Raw genomic sequence first — 19,938 nt, forward strand, 5'->3', positions numbered from 1 at the left:
CGCGGACCCGCTAGCTCACCCGCTAGCTCACCCACTTGGCCTGGTCGAGGATCGCGGCGAGGTTCGGGGTGTCGAACTCGTCCACGATCAGGAGCTTCTCCGCCTGGAGGTACCAGAGGCGCTGGGTGAAGAAGACGCCCGTCTTCTTCATCCCGTCCAAGCCGTAGCACTCCATGCGCCACTCCTTGTACTGCGCCTGCCGTCCGGCGACCGTGACCCGCGCCTGCTTCTGGACGGACACGCCCTTGGCGATGGGGTACTTCTCGGGGTCCTTCGGGCAAAAGGCGCCGATGTCGGTGGCCGGGTGGAACGGCTCGTTGGGGTCGTAGCGCGTCCTGTCGTCCCGCTGGTCGATCCATCGCGGGCCAAGCACGGCGAAACCAAGACAGTTGTTGGTGTAGTCGCGGTCGGCGAAGGCGCCCCTCTCCTTGGGCCCGGTGCAGCGGCCGGGGATGTCGACGCGGTGGCCGCTGTCGACGAGCCGCGGGTCGTTCACCGGGTCGGCGACGTCCTTGATGGCGCGGACCTTCCAAGTGGGCGGGGCGGTGAGGAGCAGGTTGCCCACGCGCAACGGCACCCCGCTGAGGGTGGGACGGGGCGAGGAGCGCGACGCGGGTGCGCCGACCGGACCGGCCGGGTCCTCGTCCTCGGAGTCGCGGGTGGTGAGGACCACGGCCACGATGACCACCGCCGTCACCATCGCCGCCGCCACGACGGTCGCGACGGCCTTGACGGGTCCCTTGTCGACGGGTCCCTCGGTGCCGAAACCCTGAGACGCGTGGGTCGTGGCCTGGGACGGCTGGTGGGTGGCGGACGCCGATCCACCGGCGTGCTGAGCGGCGGCGGTGGCGGGCGTCGCCGCGCCGCCCGTCGCCGCGCCGCCGGTCGCGGGGGCCGGCCCGGCCGCCAGGGGGAACAGCCCCGCGAGCGCCGCCGCCGCGGCGGCCAGGGCCCGGACCGCACGGCGCTCCCAGTCCGGGCCGTAGTTCTGGACGGCGATCGCCTCCAGCTCGGTGACGAAGGGAACGGCCCCCGGCGGTCGCTGCGACGGGTCCTTGGCGAGGCCCTGGGCGATCAGCGGGCGCAGCGGCTCGGGAACCTCCCCGATGGGAACGGGGCCCGTCAGATGCCGGCCCGCGAGCGCCATGCGGTCGGGCGCGTTGAACGGCCGGCGCCCGGTGACGCATTCGTAGAAGACGCACGTGGCGGCGTAGACGTCGGTGGCCGGAGTGGCGGGTTCACCGCGCCACTGCTCGGGGGCCATGTAGTACGGGGTGCCCGCGCGGCTGCCCTCACCCGCCCAGACCGCCACCCCGAAGTCGATGAGCTTGCTCAGGCCGTCGCCCTGGACGATGACGTTCGCGGGCTTGTAGTCGCGGTGGACGACCCCCACGTGGTGGGCCGCCGCCAGCCCCAGCAGCGACCCCTTGAGGACGAGCAGCGACGCCTCGGGACCGAGCGCGCCGTGCTCGGCCAGGATCGTCTTCAAGGGCACGCCGTTGACCGCCTCCATGATGATGGCGGCGCCGTGCGGGCCCTCGACGAGCTGGTAGAGACGCGCGACGTTGGGATGCTGGACCTGGCCCATCATCTGGGCCTCGTGCCGGAACCTGGCCTGGTCGGCCTCGGCGGCCCCGGCGGGCAGGTACTTGATGGCCACCGGGGTGCCCGCCGTCTCGTGCCGGGCCAGCACCACCCTGCCCTGGGCGCCCCGCCCGAGCTCCCGTACCTCGGTGAAACCGGAGACCGTCCACTCGCTCATGCCGTTCCTCCCCGCGACGAAACGGTCATGTGACGCGCGACACGGCGACCAGGTTCACTCACCGGCGGTGAGCTGGGCGGCCAGGAGGCGGACCCGGGGCTCGTGCTCGTCGTGGCCGACCACGACCGGGGGCTCGTTGTAGGGCATGGCGTCGGACGACCGGCGCAGCTTCACGTACTGGCCGCACGCGTCGATCGCGTACGGCTCCATGTCGTCCTGCAGCGCGCCGATCACCGTGATGCCGTGCGTCTCACCGATCTTGCGGAAGAGGGCGACGGCCTCCTTGCGGTGCTCCTTGCCCAGGTTGCGGCCCAGCTCGTCCAGGACGAGGACCAGCCGTCCGCCGCCGGAGCTGGCCAGCGCGGCGGCGCACACCAGCTTCACCGCCTTCTCGTCCATCAACGCGGTGTTGGCCCGCCGGTTGTACGGGACGTATCGCTGGCCCTCGGAACGGCGCCATTTCGGGGTGACCTTCCAGCGCCACTCCTGCTCGGGGTCGCCGGGCGGTTCGGGGGTGGGGAACTCCAGCGTCGCCCCGTACCCGCCGTAGGTGACGTCGAGCTTCTCGAACTCCTCGGCGACGCGCTGGAGCCGGGCCCGGATCGCCGCGGTCAGCGCGGTGCGATGCGCCTCGGCCGCGCCCGCCGCCTCCTCGGCGCCCTTCTGGGCCTTCTCCAGGTCGGCGCGGCGGGCCGCGAGCTGCACCTCGATCTGGCGCCGCTGGTGGCGCTCGTAGTCCTCCTGCTGCCGCAGGTACCCCTCCAGCGCCGTCACCAGGCGCGGGAAGGTGGACTGCTCCCGTTCGGTACGGCGTCCCTCGCCGTCGGCCCGCTCGCGCAGCAGGAAGCGGATCTCCTCGGGCATGTCCTCGTCCGAGGGGCCGTCGGGGAAGACACGGCGTAGGGCCTCGGAGAGGTGCTTCTCCGCGCTGTGCCACCACTCGTCCGGTGTCCAGGTGCTCTCGTCGGCGTCGAGGGAGGCCAGCCATTCGGCGGCGCTCTCGCGCGACCCGCCCCACCGCTTCTCCAGGTCGTCGAGCCCGAGCGCGGCGCGCTTGTCGGCCAGGTCGGCGGACGCCGCCCGGACGCGGTCACGGTCGCGCTCGTGCGCCTCGCGCCGGGCGCGCAGCCGGTCGATCTCCAGGGCCCGGGTGTCGGCCTTGGCCTGGAGCCGCCGTAGCGTCTGCTCCGCCGCGCCCAGCCGCGGTCCCAGGCGGGCCTCGCTGCCCGCAAGCTCCTCCAGCCTTTCGCGCAGCTCGGCCATCCGTTCCCGGACGGATGCCAGCTCGTCCGCCGCGCGGGCCGCGTCGAGGCGGCGGGCGGCCAGGGCCACGTCCGCGGCGGCGCCCTCCGCACGCTCCTCCGCCTCGGCCAGGGAGTGCTGCGCGGCCTCCAGCGCGGCGCGCGCGGCCTGGACGCGGGCGACCCGTCCGGTGACCGGCTCGGGGAAGCCCCCGATGACGACGACGCCCGTGCCGGTGCCGCCTTCGAGGGCGGAGAAGAAACGGCTCAGGGGGAGGACGCAGCGGACGCCGTCCGGAAGGCCGGGCGTCTCCGCGGCCCGCCGGACGTCCAGCCCCGCGTCGGCCGGGACGATCATCGAGCCGGGCAGCGCGCGCAGCGCCTCGGCCGCGGAGCCGAGGTCGTCCGGGCCGACGACCACGGCGGCCCGGTACGGCCACAGCGCCGCCTCCCAGCGGTCCCGCACCTCGCCGGCCAGTTCCACGGCGTCCAGCAGGCCGACCGCGGCGATGCCCGCGCCCGCCAGGGCGCGGATCTGCTCCGGCGCGCTGCTCTCGCCCGCCTCCGCCTCCGCCAGCGCCCGCCGGGCCCGGTCGACCGCGCCCTTGGCCATGCCGAACCGCTGCTGCGCCTCGTCCCTGCGGGCCTCGGCCTCGGCGAGCTCGCGGGCCGCGGTGGCGGCGTCCCGGCCGTCCGCCTCGCGCAGCCTGTCCTCCAGGGCCGAGACCCGGCGGCGCAGCTCCTCCAGCCGGTTGCGCGCCACGGCCTTGTCCGCGCCGAGCGTGTCGGCCTGGCCCTTGAGGCCGGCCAGCGCCGCGTCCGCCTCCGCGAGCCGCTCCTCCAGCGCGCCGCCGGTCAGCTGGTCGATCTCCCGCTCGGCGGCCCGGACGGCCGCGACGATCTCCTCGTTCTCCCGCCGGAGCCGGTCCAGCTCGGCGGCGTGCGCGGCGTCGGCCGCGGCGGCGTCCACCAGCAGCCGGGCCTGCCGGGTACGCCAGCACCGCGTGGCCGCCGCGACCTCGTCCCGGGCGCGGTCGCGCCGGTCGAACGCCGCCAGCAGCGACTCGGCCTCGCGCTCCCATCCCGACAGCCTCTCGGCGGCCTCCGCGGCCCGCGCCCGCTCCCTGTGCTCCTCGGCGCGGGACGTCCGCTCGGCCTCCAGCTCCCGGTCGAGCCCGGTCAGCGCGGCGATCGCCGAGAAGATCCGCTCCGGGCTGATCTCGTTCAGCGGCTGCGACAGCAGGTTGGTGGCCACCTTGGACCGCACCGACGTGGACAGGAACGACACGCACCGCACCTGGCCCCCGTACAGGACGCGGCCGAGGTCCTTGGCGACCACGTCGCGGCGGCCCGCGCTGCGCGGCAGTCCCGCCCACAGCCGGTCGGCCAGCGCCACCCGTTCCGCCTCCGACGGCGCCGCCGCCAGGTGGACGCCCGCGCGCCACCGGACCTCCAGGTGCGGCGCGTCCGCGTTCACGCGCAGCCACACCGTCAGCGGGTCGCCGCCGGTCCCGTCCGCGTGGTCGAAGACCCCGACGATGTAGCCGTGCTCGGCGCTGGCCCACCGGCTGTCGCCCTGCGCCGCCAGCTCGGCGTTGAACAGCAGCTCCGCGACCGCCCGCGCCCCGGACGCGAACCGCCACTGCTCGTCCCCCAGCAGTGCCGTGATCGCCGCGATGAACGACGACTTGCCCGCGCCGTTGGAGTCCTTGGGTCCCTGCCCGGCCACGACGATCAGCGTTCCGGGGACGGTCGGCACCGGATGGGTCGACAGCCGCGAGATGTTCACCGCCTGCACCGCGATCAGCGTCCGGTCGCCGACGACGTTCTCCCCGGGGCCCGTCCGCGCGGTCGCGGCGTCGGGCACCAGCGGTTCCGGCTCCAGCACGGCCGTCACGAGCTCTCCCCCCGATCGTTCGCCCGGCCTTTGCGGCGGGCGCGGATCGCCGCGGCCAGCGGCGAGCCCGGCCCCGCGGCCAGGATCAGCTCCTCCTGCAACCTGCGGCGCGCCGCGGGCGTGAGCCGGTGGAACTGCGGCCCCGGCGTGAACCCGCCCGCGTCGTCCCCGTCCGCCCTCACCTGCGTCACCAGCCCGGCCGTCCGCAGCCTGCGCAGCGACGCCTCCAGCTCGCCGACCGGGAGCTGCGAGCGGCGCCGCAGCTCCTCCAGCGGCACCGGGTACGGCGACAGCCACGAGTCGTCGGCCAGCCGCCCCGCCGCGCGCGGGATCGCCACGCTGTGAATCAGCACCAGCACCAGCGCGGCCCTGTCCGCGACCGGCGGCACGCACTCCGGGTCGGACGCGAGCTCGGCGGTCACGTCGTCCCGGTAACCGGAAATCCACGCCGGTTCGCCGGACCGGCCCGCGCGCACCAGCGTCCGGCCGCCCCGCCGCAGCATCTCCTCCAGCGTGCGCCGCAGCGCCGGTTCGCGCAGCGCCGCGAACCGCACCTCCGCGACCGGCTCCGCCGCGTGCTCCACCGCCATGTACGCCGCGACCAGCTCCGCGCGCCGCTTCTCGTCGTACGACCGGAGCAGCGGCTCGAACGCCTCACTCACCCGCGGCCTCCGGCCGTGGGAGGCGGCGGAGGAGGTCGCGCAGGGAGGCCAGGGTCTCCTCACGCCACAGGGCGACGCGCGGGCCGGGACGGACCGTCCCGGCGGGCTCGTCCAGCAGCAGCCAGCCGGTGTCGGCCAGGCGGCGCAGTTCCCCGGTCGCCCAGCGGCGGGCCAGCTCCGGGTCCCCGCGCGACATCCCCTCGTACACCTCCAGGACGGACGCCACGGTCGCCGTCTCCCCGGGCCATGGGACGTCGTCCAGCCGGGTCCAGCAGCAGCGCAGCGCCGCCGCCAGCACCCGCCGCGCCTGCCCGGCGCGGTCCAGCGGCATCGGCGCGACCTCGTACTCCTCCAGCAGCGCCGGGGTCGTCCCGTCGGGCCAGGACGGCAGCAGCCACACCCGTTCCCCGTCCGAGGCGCCGGCCATCCCGGCGGGCACCGGCTCCGCCACCGGGACGGACGGCACGCCCAGCACGCGGGCTCGCGCACGGGCCAGCATCTCCGGATCGACGCTCATCCCGCGTCCGTCCTCTCGATGGCGCCGTCCGTCCTTTCAAAGGTTCCGGGTGTCACCCAGCTCGGGGCCTCGCCGGGACGGGCGTCCAGCCCTTCCGACCACACCAGCCGGTAGGGCAGCTCGGGATGCAGGTGCGCGGACGACAGGTCGGCGAGCAGTCTCCGCGCCGCCACCCAGTCCTGGTCCAGGACCTCCTCCACGGCGACACGGTCCCGGCCCCGCAGCACCTGTTCGGCGACCTCCCGCAGCCGTCCGGCCGTCGTGGTGTCCTGGCCGATGTCGTCCGACAGCCCCTGGTCGGGCAGGGACGGCCGGGGCGGCGCGGGACGCGGGGGCGTGCTGCGCGGGCCGTCCTCGACCGCCGCGACCACCGCCGAGGGCTCGTGCCACGGGGCGGCCGCGTCGAACACGAACCCGTCGAGCACCGCGGCCAGTTCCTCGCGGGTGGCCGTACGGGCGAACGTCCGCCAGGTCTCCGGCGGCAGCAGGGTCAGGTTGCGGGTGGTGCCCGCCGAGTCCGACAGCCGGGCCGCCGCCCGGCGCGAGGCGTCCCCGTAGGCGTAGATCGCGGCGCGCAGGTCGGTGCAGGCCCGGTCGAGCTCCGGCCAGCGCCGCAGGATCGCCCCGTGCAAGCGTTCCGCGCGGGTCAGGATCTCCTCGGTGCCCCACAGCTTGGGCGCCTGCTCCCGAAGCTCCTCGATCGTCCCGTTGGTGAGGGTGAGCAGCTCCACGCTCCACAGCCGGAAGGCCCGCGCCAGCCCCTCGGCGCCGGCCCGCGCCTGCCCGGCGGTCATCCGCGGGTCGGCCACGTTCAGCTGCTCCAGCGCCAGCAGCCGGTGCATCTCGCTCTGCCCGCCGTCCAGCATCATCCGCCGGATGAACATCAGCCCGACCACGCTGGTGAACGACGCGCGGTACCGCAGCTGGTTGGGCTTGGGGAACACCTCGCGGACGGCCCCGAGGCCCTTGAGCACGCGCAGCCGGTTCTCGAACACCTCGGCCGGGTAGCGGCGGCACACGTACCGCATCTGCTCGCGGCTCAGCCCCTCCTCGCCCGCGTCGGCGAACGCGGCCAGCAGCGTCTCGGCGACGTCCACCAGCTCGGGGTCGTCCACGACGGCGCCGCTGTCGCGGGCCAGCGCCGCGAACATCTGCCGGTAGACGCCCAGCACGGCCTCGCCGACCAGCACGTCGTCGAGGCTGGCGGCACCGGCGCCTGCGTCTTTCCTGGGGGCGGACCCCCAGGTCCCCGGGCCGTCGCCCGAAGAGCGGTCGTGGGTTCGGGACACGGCGAACTACGGTACGGCCCCGAGCCGCCCGACGTGGAATCGGGCGTGTCAGACCCCCGGGCGGGGCCGGTGGCCCGCACCAGTCAAACCCGTGACGATCCACACGCACCGGTGACACACTCACAGGGACCACACGGGAGGTCACCGGCCGGAAAACGACACTTGTGGGCGCATGACAACGCTAAAGAGCAACCGTGACGCAGTGAAGACCAACCTGCCCGTCGAGCCCGACCCGTTCATAGGACGCGAGAGGGATGTCGGAGACCTGGGCTCCCTCCTGGAGACCATGCGGGCGGTGACGCTGGTCGGCGCGGGCGGCATCGGGAAGACGCGCCTGGCCGTGCGGGTCGCGCGGTCGCTGCTCCCGCCCGAGGGCCCCGACGGGGACGGCGCCGAGGGCGTGTGGTTCGTGGAACTGGCCGACCTGCCGGCCGACGGGCCGTCCGACGTGGTGGCGCGGCGGGTGGCCGCGGTGCTGGGGGTGGCCGAGGAGGAGGGGCGGCCGGTGCCCGACACGCTGGCCGACGCGCTGCGCGGCCGGGCGCTGCTGCTCATCCTGGACAACTGCGAGCATCTGGTCGCCGACTGCGCCGCGCTGACCGGCATGCTGCTGGCGCGCTGCCCGCGCCTTCGGGTCCTGGCCACCAGCCGCGAGCCGCTGCGGATGGCGGGGGAGACCGTGTTCCGGGTGCCGCCGCTGGAACCCGAGGAGGCGGCGCGGCTGTTCGTGGAACGGGCGCGCGCCGCCCGTCCCGGCTTCAACGGCGGCGGCGCGGTCGAGGAGATCGGGCGCGCGCTGGACGGGGTGCCGCTGGCCCTGGAGCTGGCGGCGGCCAGGGTGCGGGTGCTGTCGGTGGAGCAGATCGCGCACCGCTTGGCCGACCGGTTCCGGCTGCTGAACGCGGGCGACCGCACCGCCCCGCCCAGGCAGCGCACGCTGCGCGCGGCCATCGACTGGAGCCACGAGCTGCTCTCCGAGCAGGAACGGGTGCTGCTGCGCCGGCTGTCGGTGTTCTCCGGCTGGACGCTGGAGCAGGCCGAGCAGGTCTGCGCGGGCGACGCCTTCGCGGCCGACGACGTCCTCGACCTGCTCACGGCGCTGGTGGACAAGTCGCTCGTCGTGACCGGCGGGGAGGTGGCCGGGGAGGTCAGGTTCCGGATGCTGGACACGATCCGGCAGTACGCGACCGAGCGGCTGGAGGCGGCGGGGGAGAGCACGCGGATGCGCGTGCTGCACCGGAACGCGCTGCTGGAACGTGCCGAGCCGCACGGTGAGATCGCCATCGCCGAGCGTCCGGCGTCCTGGGCGGAGCGGGTGGACCTGTTCCGCCGGTACGACGCCGAGATCGGCAACGTGCTGGGCGCCCTGACCTTCTCCCTGGAGAGCGGGGACATCGAGCGGGGCCTGCGCATCTGCACCGCGCTGCGCACGTACTGGATCGTGCGGGGGCAGGCCGCGGAGTGGGCCGAGTGGACCGACCGGTTCCTGGCGCGGGCTGACGACCTGCCGCCGTACGTCCGGGGTCCCGGGCTGGCGGGGCGCGCGCAGATCGCCGTGGGCGGTCGCGACTTCGTCCAGGCGGGGGAGTTCGCCGAGGCGGCGCTGGCGCCGTGCCGCGCGGCGGGGGACGAGTTCATGACGGCGATCGCGCTGATCACGCTGGCGGAGGCGCACACCAGGGCGGGACGCCACGACGAGGCCGGCGCCGGCCTCGACGAGGCCGACGCGATCGCGGGCGGACCGGGCCAGGAGTGGAACCGCGCGTACGCCTCGATCGCGCGCGGCTACCTGCGGATCCGCCAGGGCAGGCTGCGGGAGGCCAGGGAGTCCCTGGAGACCGGGCTGTCGATCATGCGGGACATCGGCCAGCTCTGGGGTGCCTCGCACGCGCTGATCGGGCTGGGAAGGCTCGCCGAGTCGCGCGGCGACGGCCCCGCGGCCCGCGCCTGCTACACCGAGGCGCTGCCGATCCTGCGGGAGATCGGGGCGCGCCCGGAGATCGCGCGGGCGCTGGCCGGGCTGGGCCGGGTCGCGCTCGACCAGGACGAGCCGGCGGCGGCGCGCGAGGCGCTGACCGAGAGCCTGCGGCTGAGCAGGTCCACCGGGATCCGCCTGGACGTGGCGCGGGCGCTGGACACCTTCGCCGAGCTGGTCGCGCGCGAGGGCGACCACCGGCGCGCGGTCTTCATCGGCGGTGCCGCCGCGGCGCTGCGGGACGCGGCGGGCCGCCGGCCCGGCACCGGCGCCCGATTCGAGCGGACGCTGGAGCCCATCCGCCGCAAGCTGGGCGAGCCGCTGGTCGCGCAGCTCTGGGGCGAGGGCAGGGCGGCGTTGCCGGACGAGGCCGTCGACCGCGCGCTCCGGGCGCCGGAGGGCGACGGGCCCGTGGAGGCGGGGTCGCTCGCCGGCGCCGTCCCCGCCCCGCGTCCCGAACCGGGAGCGCGGGCGGGCTCGTCCGTGGCCGCGCCCGTCACCCCGCCGAGCGCGCTCACCGCGCGCGAACGGGAGATCGCGCTGCTCGTCGCGCGCGGGCTGAGCAACCGCGGCATCGCCGAGGAGCTGGTGATCAGCCCGGCGACGGTGGCGCGGCACGTCACCAACATCCTGACCAAGCTGGGCTTCGCCTCCCGCGCCCAGGTCGCCGCCTGGGCGGTCGACCACCTCGGCGACACGCCCTCCTAGCACGCCCGTCCTCCGGGCCTTCGGCCTGCTCACGCGGCTGTGTACGCATGGTGTACTCACCACGACCGCTACCTGACCGTCACCGGATACGAACACGTATCCCAACTTCGAAGCATGTGCGGGCGCCCGGTCTTTACCTAGCGTCGGGTCATGGACACCAGAAGTGGCGGTGCGGATCCGCTCGCGGTCTTCCCTGCGGTCACGGTGACCGAGGCGGTCATCGGTGCGGGCGCCGACCCCGGAAGGCCCGCCGTGGTGGACGCGACCTCCGGGCGCGTGCTCACCTACGCCGAGCTGGTCAAGGACGTGGGCGCCGCCGCGGCCGGGCTGGCGGCACAGGGCGTGGCGCCCGGCACCGTGGTGGGCGTCCACCTGCCCGACAGCCCGGAGTTCGCCGTGGCGACGCACGCCGTCATGGCCGCGGGCGCCGTGCCGCTGCCGCTGCGCGCGACGCTGTCGGCGGCGGAGCTGACGCGGCTGCTGCGGGCGGGCGGCGCGCGGGCTCTGATCACCTGGCCGGTGCTGCTGGACATCGCGCGGGAGGCGGCCGAGCCCACCGGCGTCGACCGGCTGTTCTGCTTCGGCGAGGAACCCGGCGCCGAGCCCTTCGGCGCGCTGCTGGCGCACGAGCCGGCCGCGGTGCCGCTCGCGGGCGCCGTCGCCGACCTGGAGGCCGACCCGGCGATGCTGGCCTGCACGCGCGGCACGGCTGCGCCCGCCCGCGTCGTCGCGCTGGGCCACGCGGAACTGGTCGCGGGGCTGGTCAGGGTCGCCGCAGCCGGGATGATCGGCCCGCGCGACATCGTGCTGTCCGCGCTGCCGTTCAGCGGCGCGCTCGGGTTCAACGGCGTGCTGAACCCGGCGCTGCGGCTGGGCGCCACCGTCGTGGCCGGCCCCGCGGCGGGCCGCCGCGAGCTGATGCGCGCCATGGAGCAGCACGGCGTCACGGTCGTGCTCGTCCCGCCCCGGACGGTGGAGACCTTCGCCTACGACCGCGCGGTCTCCGGCTACCGCCTGCACGCGCTCCGCTCCGTGGTGTCGGTGGGCGGCCCGCTGAACGCCGAGGTCGCCCGCGCCTGCGCGGTCCGTCTTCACTGCGCGGTACGGCAGGCGTACGGCCTGACGGAGACGGCCGGGATCACCCATCTCAACCGGCGTCCCGCCGAAGAGGGCACGCTGGACTCGGTCGGCCCGGGCCTGCCGGGCGTGGAGTGGCGGATCGTGGACGCCGCCACCGGCCGCGACCAGCCCTCGTACCAGCCGGGCGAGATGTGCGTACGCATCCCCGCCACCGGCACCGCGGGGCGCGCCCACGCGAGATGGCTGCGCACCGGCGACGCGGCCTTCCGCGACGAGCACGGTCGTGCGTACATACTGGGCCGCCTGGGCGAGGGACGTTCCCGGCTTCCCGGTCGAGACATGCGATGAGGCGCGGCTACACACGCTTCTACACACTTCTTCGGATGTGGTCGCGGGCGCGCCGCGCCTACCGTCGGCGCATGGTCGACGCAAGCTCGGGTCCTGCGGTCGTCCCCAGCGCCACGGTCACCGCGACGGTGCTGGACGCGGCGCGCCGCAACGCGGTCCGCCATCCCGACCGTCCCGCACTGATCGGTTCCGGCCGCCAGGTCGGCTTCTCGCGTTTCGCCGTGGTCGTCCCCGCCGCCGCGGCCGGCATGGCCCGCCACGGGGTGCGCATGAGGGACGTGGTCGCCGTCCATCTCGCGGACCCGTGCGACGCGGCGCTGGCCGTCCACGCGGCCACCGCCGCCGGCGCCGTGCCCGCGCCGCTGCCCGCGCACGCCTCCGCGATCGAGCTGGCGCGGCTCATGAACGAGTGCGGCGCGCGGTTCCTGCTGACCGGCTCGGGCGAGGAGGCGGTGCTGGCGCTGTCCGCCACCGAGCGCACCTACATCCGCCAGGTCTTCGCGTTCGGCGACCTGCCGGGCGCCACCCCGTTCGCCCGCCTCGTGGACGACCAGGAGGGTCCGGACCCCGCGTCCCTGGTCGCCGGCCTGGACCCGCTGCGGGACGCCGCGCTGCGGCTGTGCGACCCGCCCGAGGCGCTCACCCACGCCGACCGGCTCGCCGACCTCTACCGGCTCGGCGCCGCCGCCGGGATCGCGGACGGCGACGTGGTGGCGTGCTGCCCCGAGGACTGCACGCCGCCCACCTGGTTCGGCCTGATGGACCTGTGCCTCACGCAGGGCGCGACGTTCGCCGGGGTCCCCGACCGCGCCCCTCTCTCCCTGCTCGCCGCGATCGAGACCCACCATGCCAACCTGGCCGTGGTCACGCCCGCGAAGCTGCGGGCGCTGGCCTTCCAACCGGAGCCGCCCGCGACCGGACGCGAGGTGCGGCTGCTCGTCACCGGCACGGCCGATCCCGACGTGGTCCGGACCTGCCGCGCGCGGCTCGGCTGGACGGTCACGTTCCTGGTCTGACCCCTGCTTTGAGCGGGGCGGGCCGGGGTCACGCCTGCGCGGGCCGCGGGATCGACTTGTGCTCCAGGCAGGGCGGCAGCCCCTCCGGGCCCAGCTCGCGTCCCTCACCAGCGAATGCTTGCTTGGTGGCGTTCGGCACGGCATCGCACGGCCGCCCGCGATGTCATCCTTGCCTGGTGCAGACCGCCGACATCTGGTTCGACCCGTCCTGCCCCTACACCTGGATCACCTCGCGGTGGCTGCTGGAGGCCGCGCGGGTCCGCCCGATCGAGATCCGCTGGCACGTGATGAGCCTCGCCGTCCTGAACGAGCACCGCGACGACGACCCGGAGGGCGACCCCGAGGGCTACCTGTGGCTGCCCGTCCGGATCTGCGCCGCCATCGCCGTACGGCACGGCCAGGAGGCGCTCGGCCGCTACTACACCGCGTACGGCACCCGCGTCCAGGAGGCCCGCGACCGGCGGCCGGGCGTGGTCGAGGACGCCCTCGCCGACGCCGGGCTGCCCGCATCCCTGGCCGCCGCCGCGCTCACCGACGAGTACGACGGCGCCGTCCGCGCCTCCCACGAGGAGGGCATCGCCAAGGTCGGCACCCACGTCGGCACCCCGATCATCGAGGTGACCCGCGAGGACGGCCGGCGCGTCGCCTTCTTCGGCCCCGTGGTCTCCCGCGTCCCGCGCGGCGAGGAGGCCGGGCGCCTCTGGGACGGCACGCTCATGGTCGCCGGCGTCCCCGGCTTCCACGAGATCAAGGGCCCTCCGGCGCCTGCCGATCCCGGTCCCGGCCTCGGCTGAACAGGTGCGCGTTGGGCTTGCGCGCCAGGTCGGCCAGCTCCCCGAGCTCCACCACCTCGACACCGTGCGCGGCGAGCCGTTCGGCGCCGGACCCGTTCACGAACACCGACGGCTCGCGCCAGGCGAACACCACCCGCCCGATCCCCGCGCCCACGATGAGGTCGGCGCAGGGCACGGGATGGGAGCTGCGCTCCCCGCAGGGCTCCAGCGAACTGTAGATCGTCGCCCCGGCCAGGTCCGCCCCGTCCGCCTTGGCGAGCGCCGACTCCTCGGCGTGGTCCAGCGGATCGGCCTCGCGCGAGTACCCCCGGGCGATCTCGGCGCCGTCGGCGCCCACGATGACGGCGCCCACCGAGAACGCGGTGGACGACCGCGGGCAGAGCCGGGCCAGCTCGCAGGCCAGCCGCAGCCAGTCCAGATCATCCACGCGCGCCGCCGAGCAGGTAGCGCAGCAGCACCAGGTCGCCGATCCGCGTCGCCTCGGCCAGCCGCATCGGCCGCTCGGGCGACTGCGGGAACACCCCGGGTCCCACGAACCGCGGCGCGGACGGGTCACCGATGAAGAACGGCGCGACCACCAGCTGCACCTCGTCCGCCAGCCCCGCCGTGAGGAACCGGGTGTGGATCCCCCCGCCGCCCTCGACCATCAGCCGCCGCACACCCCGCTTGTCCAGGTCGGCCAGCATCGCGGCCAGGTCCGGCGGATCACCGGCGTCCACCACCTCGGCCCGCTCGCCGAGGCGTTCCGCCAGCCCCGGGACCACGGCCGGCGGCGCGTACACGAGCTTGGGCGAATCCCCCGTGGTGAAGAACCGCGCGTCCGGGTCCAGATCGCCGCTCGCGCTGATCGTCACCTTGACCAGGTCGGGAGGCATCCCGCGCTCCACCCGCCGCTTCCGCCGCGCCGCCGACTTGACCAGCAGCTTGGGGTCGTCCGCCCGGATCGTCCCGGCGCCGACCAGGATCGCGTCGCAGGTCGCCCGCACCCCGTCCACCCGATCGAAATCCGCCGCGCTGGACAACCGCAACCGCTCGGGGCTCGCGTCGTCGATGTACCCGTCCACCGACATCGCGCAGCTCAGCAGCACATAAGGACGTTGGCTCACTCTCACAGTCTTCCAAATGGCGGGTCAAGCGGCGTTTCTGCGCCGGATGTGACAGGGGTGGTGCCTATGGTTGCCCCGATATGCGACTCCTCCACACCTCCGACTGGCACCTCGGTAGATCCTTTCACCGCGAGGACCTGATGGCGGCCCAGGCGGGCTTCATCGACCATCTGGTCGAGACCGTGCGCGCGGAGCGGGTCGAATGCGTGCTGGTCTCCGGGGATGTGTACGACCGCGCGCTGCCCTCGCTGGACGCGGTGGCGCTGTGCGACGAGGCGCTGGTACGGCTGGGCGAGCTGGCCCGGGTGGTGCTGATCGCGGGGAACCACGACTCGGTGCGGCGGCTCGGGTTCGGGTCGCAGCTCATGGACGGGTCCGGCGTGCACGTCCGGACCGATCCCGGGCGGGTGGGGGAGCCGATCATCGTCGGGGACACCGCGATCTACGGGATCCCCTACCTGGAGCCGGAGCTGGTGCGGGAGCCGTGGAAGCTGGACGAGCGGAGCCACGCGGCGGCGCTCGGCGAGGCCATGCGGCGAATCCGGGCGGACATGGACGCGCGGCGCGGCCTGCGGTCGGTGGTGATGGCGCACGCGTTCGTCACCGGGGGCAAGGCCAGCGACAGCGAGCGCGACATCTCCGTGGGCGGGGCCGCGAACGTGCCGGTGTCGGTGTTCGACGGTGCCGACTACGTGGCGTTGGGACATCTGCACGGGCGGCAGAGGATGACCACGCGGGTGCGCTACTCCGGCTCGCCGCTGGCCTACTCGTTCTCCGAGGAGCACCACGTCAAGGGGTCGTGGCTGGTCGACCTGCGCGCGGACGGGATCGGCGCGGAGTTCGTGGAGTCGCCCGTGCCGCGGCGCGTGGCGCGGGTGCGGGGGCGGATCGATGAGCTGCTGACCGATCCCCGGTACGAGACCTACGAGGACCGCTGGTTGCAGGTCACCCTGACCGATCCGCGCCGTCCGGCGGGGGCGATGGAACGCCTTCGCCGGCGTTTCCCGCACACCCTCGTGCTCGGCTTCGAGCCCGAGGGGGCGGAGGACGAGAGCGCGCGCACCTGGTCCGAACGGGTCAGGGAACGCTCGGAGCTGGACATCGCGGGGGACTTCGTGACCGAGATGGGGGAGGCGCCGCCGTCCGAGGACGAGCGCGCGCTGCTGTACGAGGCGTTCGAGGCGTGCCGGGGCAAGGACGCCCGCCTATGAGGCTGCACCGGCTGGAGATCAGCGCGTTCGGGCCGTTCGCGGGCACCGAGGAGATCGACTTCGACGTGCTCTCCGAGGCGGGCCTGTTCCTCGTCCACGGCGAGACGGGCGCGGGCAAGACCAGCGTGCTCGACGCCGTCTGCTTCGCGCTGTACGGCAGGGTCCCGGGGGCGCGCGGCGCGGTGAAGGGGTTGCGCAGCGACCACGCGGCCACCGGCGTCGAGCCCCGGGTCGTCCTGGAGACCACGATCAGGGGACGGCGGCTCCGTATCGCACGCTCGCCCGAGTGGGAGCGTCCCAAGCGGCGCGGCACGGGAACGACCCGCCAGCACGCCACGGCGCTTCTGGAGGAGTTCCGGGACGGGGCGTGGACGCCCTGGTCCAACCGGATCGACGAGGTGAGCGATCAGGTCGGGCGGCTGCTGGGGATGACGGCCACGCAGTTCTGCCAGGTGGCGATGCTGCCGCAGGGCGAGTTCGCGAGCTTCCTGCGCGCGGGCGCCGACGAGCGCCGCAAGGTGCTGGAGCGGCTCTTCGCCGCCGAGGTGTTCACGCAGGTGGAGAAGTGGCTGGCCGAGCGGCGCGCCACTACCGGACGGGAAGCGGACGCGCTGCGGGCCAGGGCGGTGTCCCTCGCCGACCGGATCGCCGAGACCACCGGCGACCCGCGGCCCGGCGAGAACATCGGGAACACCGCGGACATCGGGGACGCATGGGACGTCGAGGCGCTGCCCGCGTGGGCGGCCGAGCTGGCGGCCCAGCACGAGGCGATCCTGGCCTCGGCCGAGGAGGTACGGGCACGGACCGCCGAGGAGCTCACGGCCAGGCGTGAGGCCTTGGACGAGGCGCGAGCGCTCGCGGACGCCCAGCGCCGGCACGCCGAGGCGTTGCGCCGCCGGGACGCCCTGCTGGAGCGCGCCGAGGAACGCGCCCGGCTCACGTCCGAGCTGGACGCGGCGGCGCGTGCCGACCGTGTGCTGCCCCTCGTCCGCAACCTGCGTGACCGGGCGCACCGCGCCAAGGCGGCGCACAACGCCGCCGACCTGGCCAGGTCGCGGGTCGCCGCGCTGGCCGGGCCGGACGCCGCCGAGGACGTGCTGGCCAAGGCCGAGCGGGCGCGCCGCGACGACATCGCCGCGCTGGACGGCAGGCGCGCCTCCGCCCGCAGGCTGGCGGAGGTGACCGCCGAACGCGGCCGGCTCACCACGGAACGCGAGGCTCTGGAGCAGCGGGAGGCGCGGGCCGCCGCGGCCCTGGAGGATCTTCCCGCCGTGGTGGACGAGCAGCGGGCCGCCTACGAGGCCGCCACCCTCGCCGCCGCGTCCCGTCCTGGAGCGCAGGCGGCGGTCGAGCAGGCCCGGACGCGGCTCGGCCTCGCCCAGCGCCGCGACGAGCTGCACGGCATCCTCGCCGAGGCGGAGGACGCGCACCGGCAGGCCGTGGACGCGGCGCAGGCGGCGCGCGACCGGTTCCAGGAGCTGCGGCAGGCGCGGCTGGAGGGCATGGCCGCCACGCTCGCCCAGGACCTGGTGGACGGGGAGCCCTGCCTGGTCTGCGGATCGCCCGATCACCCCTCGCCCGCGCCCGCCCTCGGCGCCGTCCCCGGCGAGGACGACGAGGAACGCGCCAGGGTGGAGTGGGAGCAGGCGCAAGGGCTGCGCGAGGAGACCGGCGGGAGGGTCGAGTCGGTGCGCGCCGACCTGGACGCCAAGCTCGAAGCCGTCGGCGAGGCGCCGGTGGGCGAGCTGGCCGCCGAGGTCGAGGAGGCGGAGCGCGCGCTGGCCGCTGCCCTCGCCGCCGAGGCGGACGTCGAACGGCTGGAGGCCGCGCGGCACCGCGCGGAACGGGAGCTGGAGCGGGCCCGTGACGAGCGCGACGAGCTCGCCCGCGCCCTGGCCGCCAACGCGGCGAGCGATCGCGAACTGGCCGCCGAGCAGGCGCGCCTGGAGTCCGAGCTGGACGAGGCGCGCGGCGACGACCCGTCCATCGAGGCCCGGATGCGGCGGCTCGGCCGCGAGGCGGACGCGCTCGCCGAGGCCGTCCGGGCGCTGCGGGACGCCGACACCGCCTCCGCCGAACTGTCCGCCGCCCGCGCCGAGGCCAGGGCCGCCGCCAGGAACCAGGGCTTCCGCGGCCCGGACGAGGCGGCGGAGTCCGCGCTCGACGACGAAGAGCAGGCCGCGCTGCGCGACCGGATCCGCCGCTTCGACGACGAGGAGGCGGCGGTCAGGTCGCTCCTCGCCGATCCGGCGCTCAAGGCCGCGGCCGGGGCGCCCGCCCCGGACCTGCCCGCGCTGGAGTCGGCGCTGGCGGCCGCGGAGGCGCGGCACACCGCCGTGGCGTCCGCCGCCGAGCGCGCCCGCCGCCGTGGCGGCCGCCTGGCCGAGCTGCGCCGCGAGCTGTCCGGCGCGGTACGGGAGTGGCGCCCGGCCGCGGAGCGGCACCGTGTGGCCGCGCGGCTGGCGGGCCTGACCTCGGGCAAGTCCGCCGGCAACCGGCTCGGGATGTCCCTGTCGGCCTACGTCCTGGCCGCACGGCTCGAACAGGTCGTGGCCGCGGCCAACGAGCGCCTGGACCGGATGTCGTCCGGCCGGTACGCGCTGGAGCACACCACCGACCGGGCGGCGGGCGACCGCGGCAAGGGCGCGGGCGGGCTCGGCCTGCGCGTCCTGGACCGCTGGACGGGACGCCGCCGCGACCCGGTCACGCTGTCGGGCGGCGAGTCGTTCGTCACCTCGCTGGCGCTGGCGCTCGGCCTGGCCGGGGTGGTCACCGCCGAGGCCGGCGGCACCGAGATCAACACGCTGTTCGTGGACGAGGGCTTCGGCACCCTGGACGAGCAGACCCTCGACGAGGTGATGGACGTGCTGGACGGGCTGCGCGACGGCGGCCGGGCCGTCGGCATCGTCAGCCACGTCGCCGAGCTGCGCTCCCGGATCCCGGTCCGGCTGCGCGTCACCAAGGCCCGCGACGGGTCGGTGACCGCCGTCGCCCGCTGATCGCGCCGCCCCACCCGGGGGTCCGCGCCGCGTCAAAGCCTGCGGGCGACGGTGGCCAGCGCCAGTCCGCACGGCGGCTCGTACGGACGGTCGGGACGCCACTCCGGCGCGGCGACCAGGCCGGGCTCGACCGGGTCCAGCCCGTCCAGGAAGCCCGCGATCCGCTCCCGGGGCCGGAACTCGGCCACCAGCTCCACCCGGCGCAGCAGGTCGGCGCAGAGCCGCCGTTCCTCGTCGGTCATGGCCTCGTCGGTGAGCTCGCACAGCGCCAGCAGGCCGCCGGGGGCCATGGCGTCGCGGAAGGCGCGGACCACGCCCTCCGGGTCCGCCTCGTCCCTCATCTGCGCCAGCGTCGTGATCATGAGCACGCCCACCGGCCGGTCGAGGTCGATCGTCCCGGTCACCTCGGGGTGCTCCAGGACGGAGCGGGGGTCGCGGGCGTCCGCGTCCACCGCGACCGTGTTCGGCTCGCCGTGGACGAGCGCCCGGTAGTGCACCACGGCCATCGGGTCGGCGTCGACGTACACGACGGGCGCGGCGGGGTCGGCGCGGTGCACGATCTCGTGGACGTTGACCTTGCCCGGCAGGCCGCAGCCGACGTCGAGGAACTGCCGGAGGCCCTGGGCCAGCATGAACCGCACGGCGCGTCTCTTGAATCTGAGGATCTCACCGGGCAACCGGTACAGGGCGGGGAGCGCGGTCAGGAGCAGCATGGCGGTCGCCCGGTCGCAGCTGTAGTTGTCCTTACCGCCCGAGGCGTAGTTCAGGATGCGGGTGCCGGTCGGCCTGCCGAGGCTGAGGTCGTACCGGTATCGGTCGGTCATGGGTGTCCCCCGGGGAGTTCGGCCCGTCCAGCCGCGCCGCGGGGAGGCGCGGTGGTCAGCCGGGCCGCGAAGGGACGGCCAGCTTAACCCACCATGATCGCTGTTGGCAGCCGGACGATCACTCAGCGGCGCGGTTTTCCGCACTGAGGAATCGGGGTCCGGGGGCCGGGCGCCTCCAGGGAGAGCGCCTACAGGTAGAGGCCGGTGCCGTGCTCGGGACGTTCGCTGGCGATGGCGTGCAGGTCGCGCTCGCGCATGACCAGGTAGTTCTCACCCTGGATCTCGACCTCGTACTGGTCCTCCGGATGGAACAGCACCCGGTCGCCGACCTTGACGGTGCGCGCGTGGTGCCCGACGCCGCAGACCTCGCCCCAGACCAGCCGGTTCGACTGCTCGACCGTGGCGGGGATGACGATGCCGCCGCTGCTGCGGCGCTCCGTGGCCTCCTTCTCAACCTTGATCATGACGCGATCGTGGAGCATCTGCACTTCGAACTTCGGATCGGACAC

At 75.1% G+C, this 19,938-nt stretch carries 15 protein-coding genes; 6 read left to right on the forward strand and 9 right to left on the reverse strand.

What is annotated here, in order from left to right; all coding sequences use genetic code 11:
* Positions 1-22: 22 nt before the first annotated feature.
* The 5 genes from ACGWYJ_RS07475 to ACGWYJ_RS07495 are packed head-to-tail and all read right to left on the reverse strand — an operon-like array spanning position 23 to position 7,368.
* Positions 23-1,762 carry a serine/threonine-protein kinase gene (locus ACGWYJ_RS07475; protein ID WP_395104924.1) on the reverse strand — a complete coding sequence of 580 codons (1,740 nt, stop codon included), beginning with the start codon at positions 1,760-1,762 and terminating at the stop codon, positions 23-25.
* Positions 1,763-1,816: 54 nt separating this feature from the next.
* Positions 1,817-4,900, reverse strand: coding sequence for a chromosome partitioning protein ParA (locus ACGWYJ_RS07480; protein ID WP_395104925.1), 3,084 nt, complete (start codon positions 4,898-4,900; stop codon positions 1,817-1,819).
* On the reverse strand, positions 4,897-5,562 hold the full coding sequence (locus ACGWYJ_RS07485) for a hypothetical protein (RefSeq protein ID WP_395104926.1): 666 nt from the start codon (positions 5,560-5,562) through the stop codon (positions 4,897-4,899). Before ACGWYJ_RS07485 ends, ACGWYJ_RS07480 begins: the two co-directional genes overlap by 4 nt.
* Positions 5,555-6,079, reverse strand: coding sequence for a hypothetical protein (locus tag ACGWYJ_RS07490; protein ID WP_395104927.1), 525 nt, complete (start codon positions 6,077-6,079; stop codon positions 5,555-5,557). The genes ACGWYJ_RS07485 and ACGWYJ_RS07490 overlap by 8 nt, the downstream gene beginning before the upstream one ends.
* Positions 6,076-7,368, reverse strand: coding sequence for a hypothetical protein (locus ACGWYJ_RS07495; RefSeq protein WP_395104928.1), 1,293 nt, complete (start codon positions 7,366-7,368; stop codon positions 6,076-6,078). The genes ACGWYJ_RS07490 and ACGWYJ_RS07495 overlap by 4 nt, the downstream gene beginning before the upstream one ends.
* Before the next feature lie 202 nt (positions 7,369-7,570).
* On the opposite strand from ACGWYJ_RS07495, the gene ACGWYJ_RS07500 reads away from it, so the two are divergent.
* From ACGWYJ_RS07500 to ACGWYJ_RS07515, 4 genes are all read left to right on the forward strand, one after another.
* Positions 7,571-10,051, forward strand: coding sequence for a tetratricopeptide repeat protein (locus tag ACGWYJ_RS07500; RefSeq protein WP_395104929.1), 2,481 nt, complete (start codon positions 7,571-7,573; stop codon positions 10,049-10,051).
* Positions 10,052-10,201: 150 nt separating this feature from the next.
* Positions 10,202-11,479 (forward strand): AMP-binding protein, encoded by a 1,278-nt coding sequence (locus ACGWYJ_RS07505; protein WP_395104930.1) that lies wholly within the window; start codon positions 10,202-10,204, stop codon positions 11,477-11,479.
* 71 nt (positions 11,480-11,550) lie between these two features.
* Positions 11,551-12,495 (forward strand): AMP-binding protein, encoded by a 945-nt coding sequence (locus ACGWYJ_RS07510; RefSeq protein WP_395104931.1) that lies wholly within the window; start codon positions 11,551-11,553, stop codon positions 12,493-12,495.
* Between the two features lie 176 nt (positions 12,496-12,671).
* On the forward strand, positions 12,672-13,289 hold the full coding sequence (locus ACGWYJ_RS07515) for a disulfide bond formation protein DsbA (RefSeq protein WP_395104932.1): 618 nt from the start codon (positions 12,672-12,674) through the stop codon (positions 13,287-13,289).
* Here the strand turns inward: ACGWYJ_RS07515 and ACGWYJ_RS07520 are convergent.
* Positions 13,243-13,716, reverse strand: a complete 474-nt coding sequence (locus ACGWYJ_RS07520; RefSeq protein WP_395104933.1) for a deaminase — start codon at positions 13,714-13,716, stop codon at positions 13,243-13,245. The two genes, ACGWYJ_RS07515 and ACGWYJ_RS07520, sit on opposite strands and share 47 nt — an antisense overlap.
* Positions 13,709-14,395, reverse strand: coding sequence for a RibD family protein (locus tag ACGWYJ_RS07525; protein ID WP_395104934.1), 687 nt, complete (start codon positions 14,393-14,395; stop codon positions 13,709-13,711). The genes ACGWYJ_RS07520 and ACGWYJ_RS07525 overlap by 8 nt, the downstream gene beginning before the upstream one ends.
* Positions 14,396-14,475: 80 nt before the next feature.
* On the opposite strand from ACGWYJ_RS07525, the gene ACGWYJ_RS07530 reads away from it, so the two are divergent.
* Positions 14,476-15,606, forward strand: a complete 1,131-nt coding sequence (locus ACGWYJ_RS07530; protein ID WP_395104935.1) for an exonuclease SbcCD subunit D — start codon at positions 14,476-14,478, stop codon at positions 15,604-15,606.
* Complete coding sequence (locus ACGWYJ_RS07535) at positions 15,603-18,605, forward strand: AAA family ATPase (protein WP_395104936.1); 3,003 nt, start codon at positions 15,603-15,605, stop codon at positions 18,603-18,605. Before ACGWYJ_RS07530 ends, ACGWYJ_RS07535 begins: the two co-directional genes overlap by 4 nt.
* A gap of 32 nt (positions 18,606-18,637) precedes the next feature.
* Here ACGWYJ_RS07535 and ACGWYJ_RS07540 read toward each other — a convergent pair whose 3' ends face one another.
* Positions 18,638-19,429 (reverse strand): SAM-dependent methyltransferase, encoded by a 792-nt coding sequence (locus tag ACGWYJ_RS07540; protein ID WP_395104937.1) that lies wholly within the window; start codon positions 19,427-19,429, stop codon positions 18,638-18,640.
* 188 nt (positions 19,430-19,617) lie between these two features.
* Positions 19,618-19,938, reverse strand: a complete 321-nt coding sequence (locus tag ACGWYJ_RS07545; RefSeq protein ID WP_285695358.1) for a co-chaperone GroES — start codon at positions 19,936-19,938, stop codon at positions 19,618-19,620.

This window comes from Actinomadura sp. SCN-SB (assembly GCF_043906805.1).
GTDB lineage: Bacteria > Actinomycetota > Actinomycetes > Streptosporangiales > Streptosporangiaceae > Spirillospora.

Bases quoted from the DNA above. Each gene is read 5' to 3' on its own strand.
- ACGWYJ_RS07530 (WP_395104935.1), top strand. From the start codon at position 14,476: ATGCGACTCCTCCACACCTCCGACTGGCACCTCGGTAGATCCTTTCAC.
- ACGWYJ_RS07535 (WP_395104936.1), top strand. From the start codon at position 15,603: ATGAGGCTGCACCGGCTGGAGATCAGCGCGTTCGGGCCGTTCGCGGGC.
- ACGWYJ_RS07475 (WP_395104924.1), bottom strand. From the start codon at position 1,762: ATGAGCGAGTGGACGGTCTCCGGTTTCACCGAGGTACGGGAGCTCGGG.
- ACGWYJ_RS07490 (WP_395104927.1), bottom strand. From the start codon at position 6,079: ATGAGCGTCGATCCGGAGATGCTGGCCCGTGCGCGAGCCCGCGTGCTG.
- ACGWYJ_RS07505 (WP_395104930.1), top strand. From the start codon at position 10,202: ATGGACACCAGAAGTGGCGGTGCGGATCCGCTCGCGGTCTTCCCTGCG.
- ACGWYJ_RS07540 (WP_395104937.1), bottom strand. From the start codon at position 19,429: ATGACCGACCGATACCGGTACGACCTCAGCCTCGGCAGGCCGACCGGC.
- ACGWYJ_RS07510 (WP_395104931.1), top strand. From the start codon at position 11,551: ATGGTCGACGCAAGCTCGGGTCCTGCGGTCGTCCCCAGCGCCACGGTC.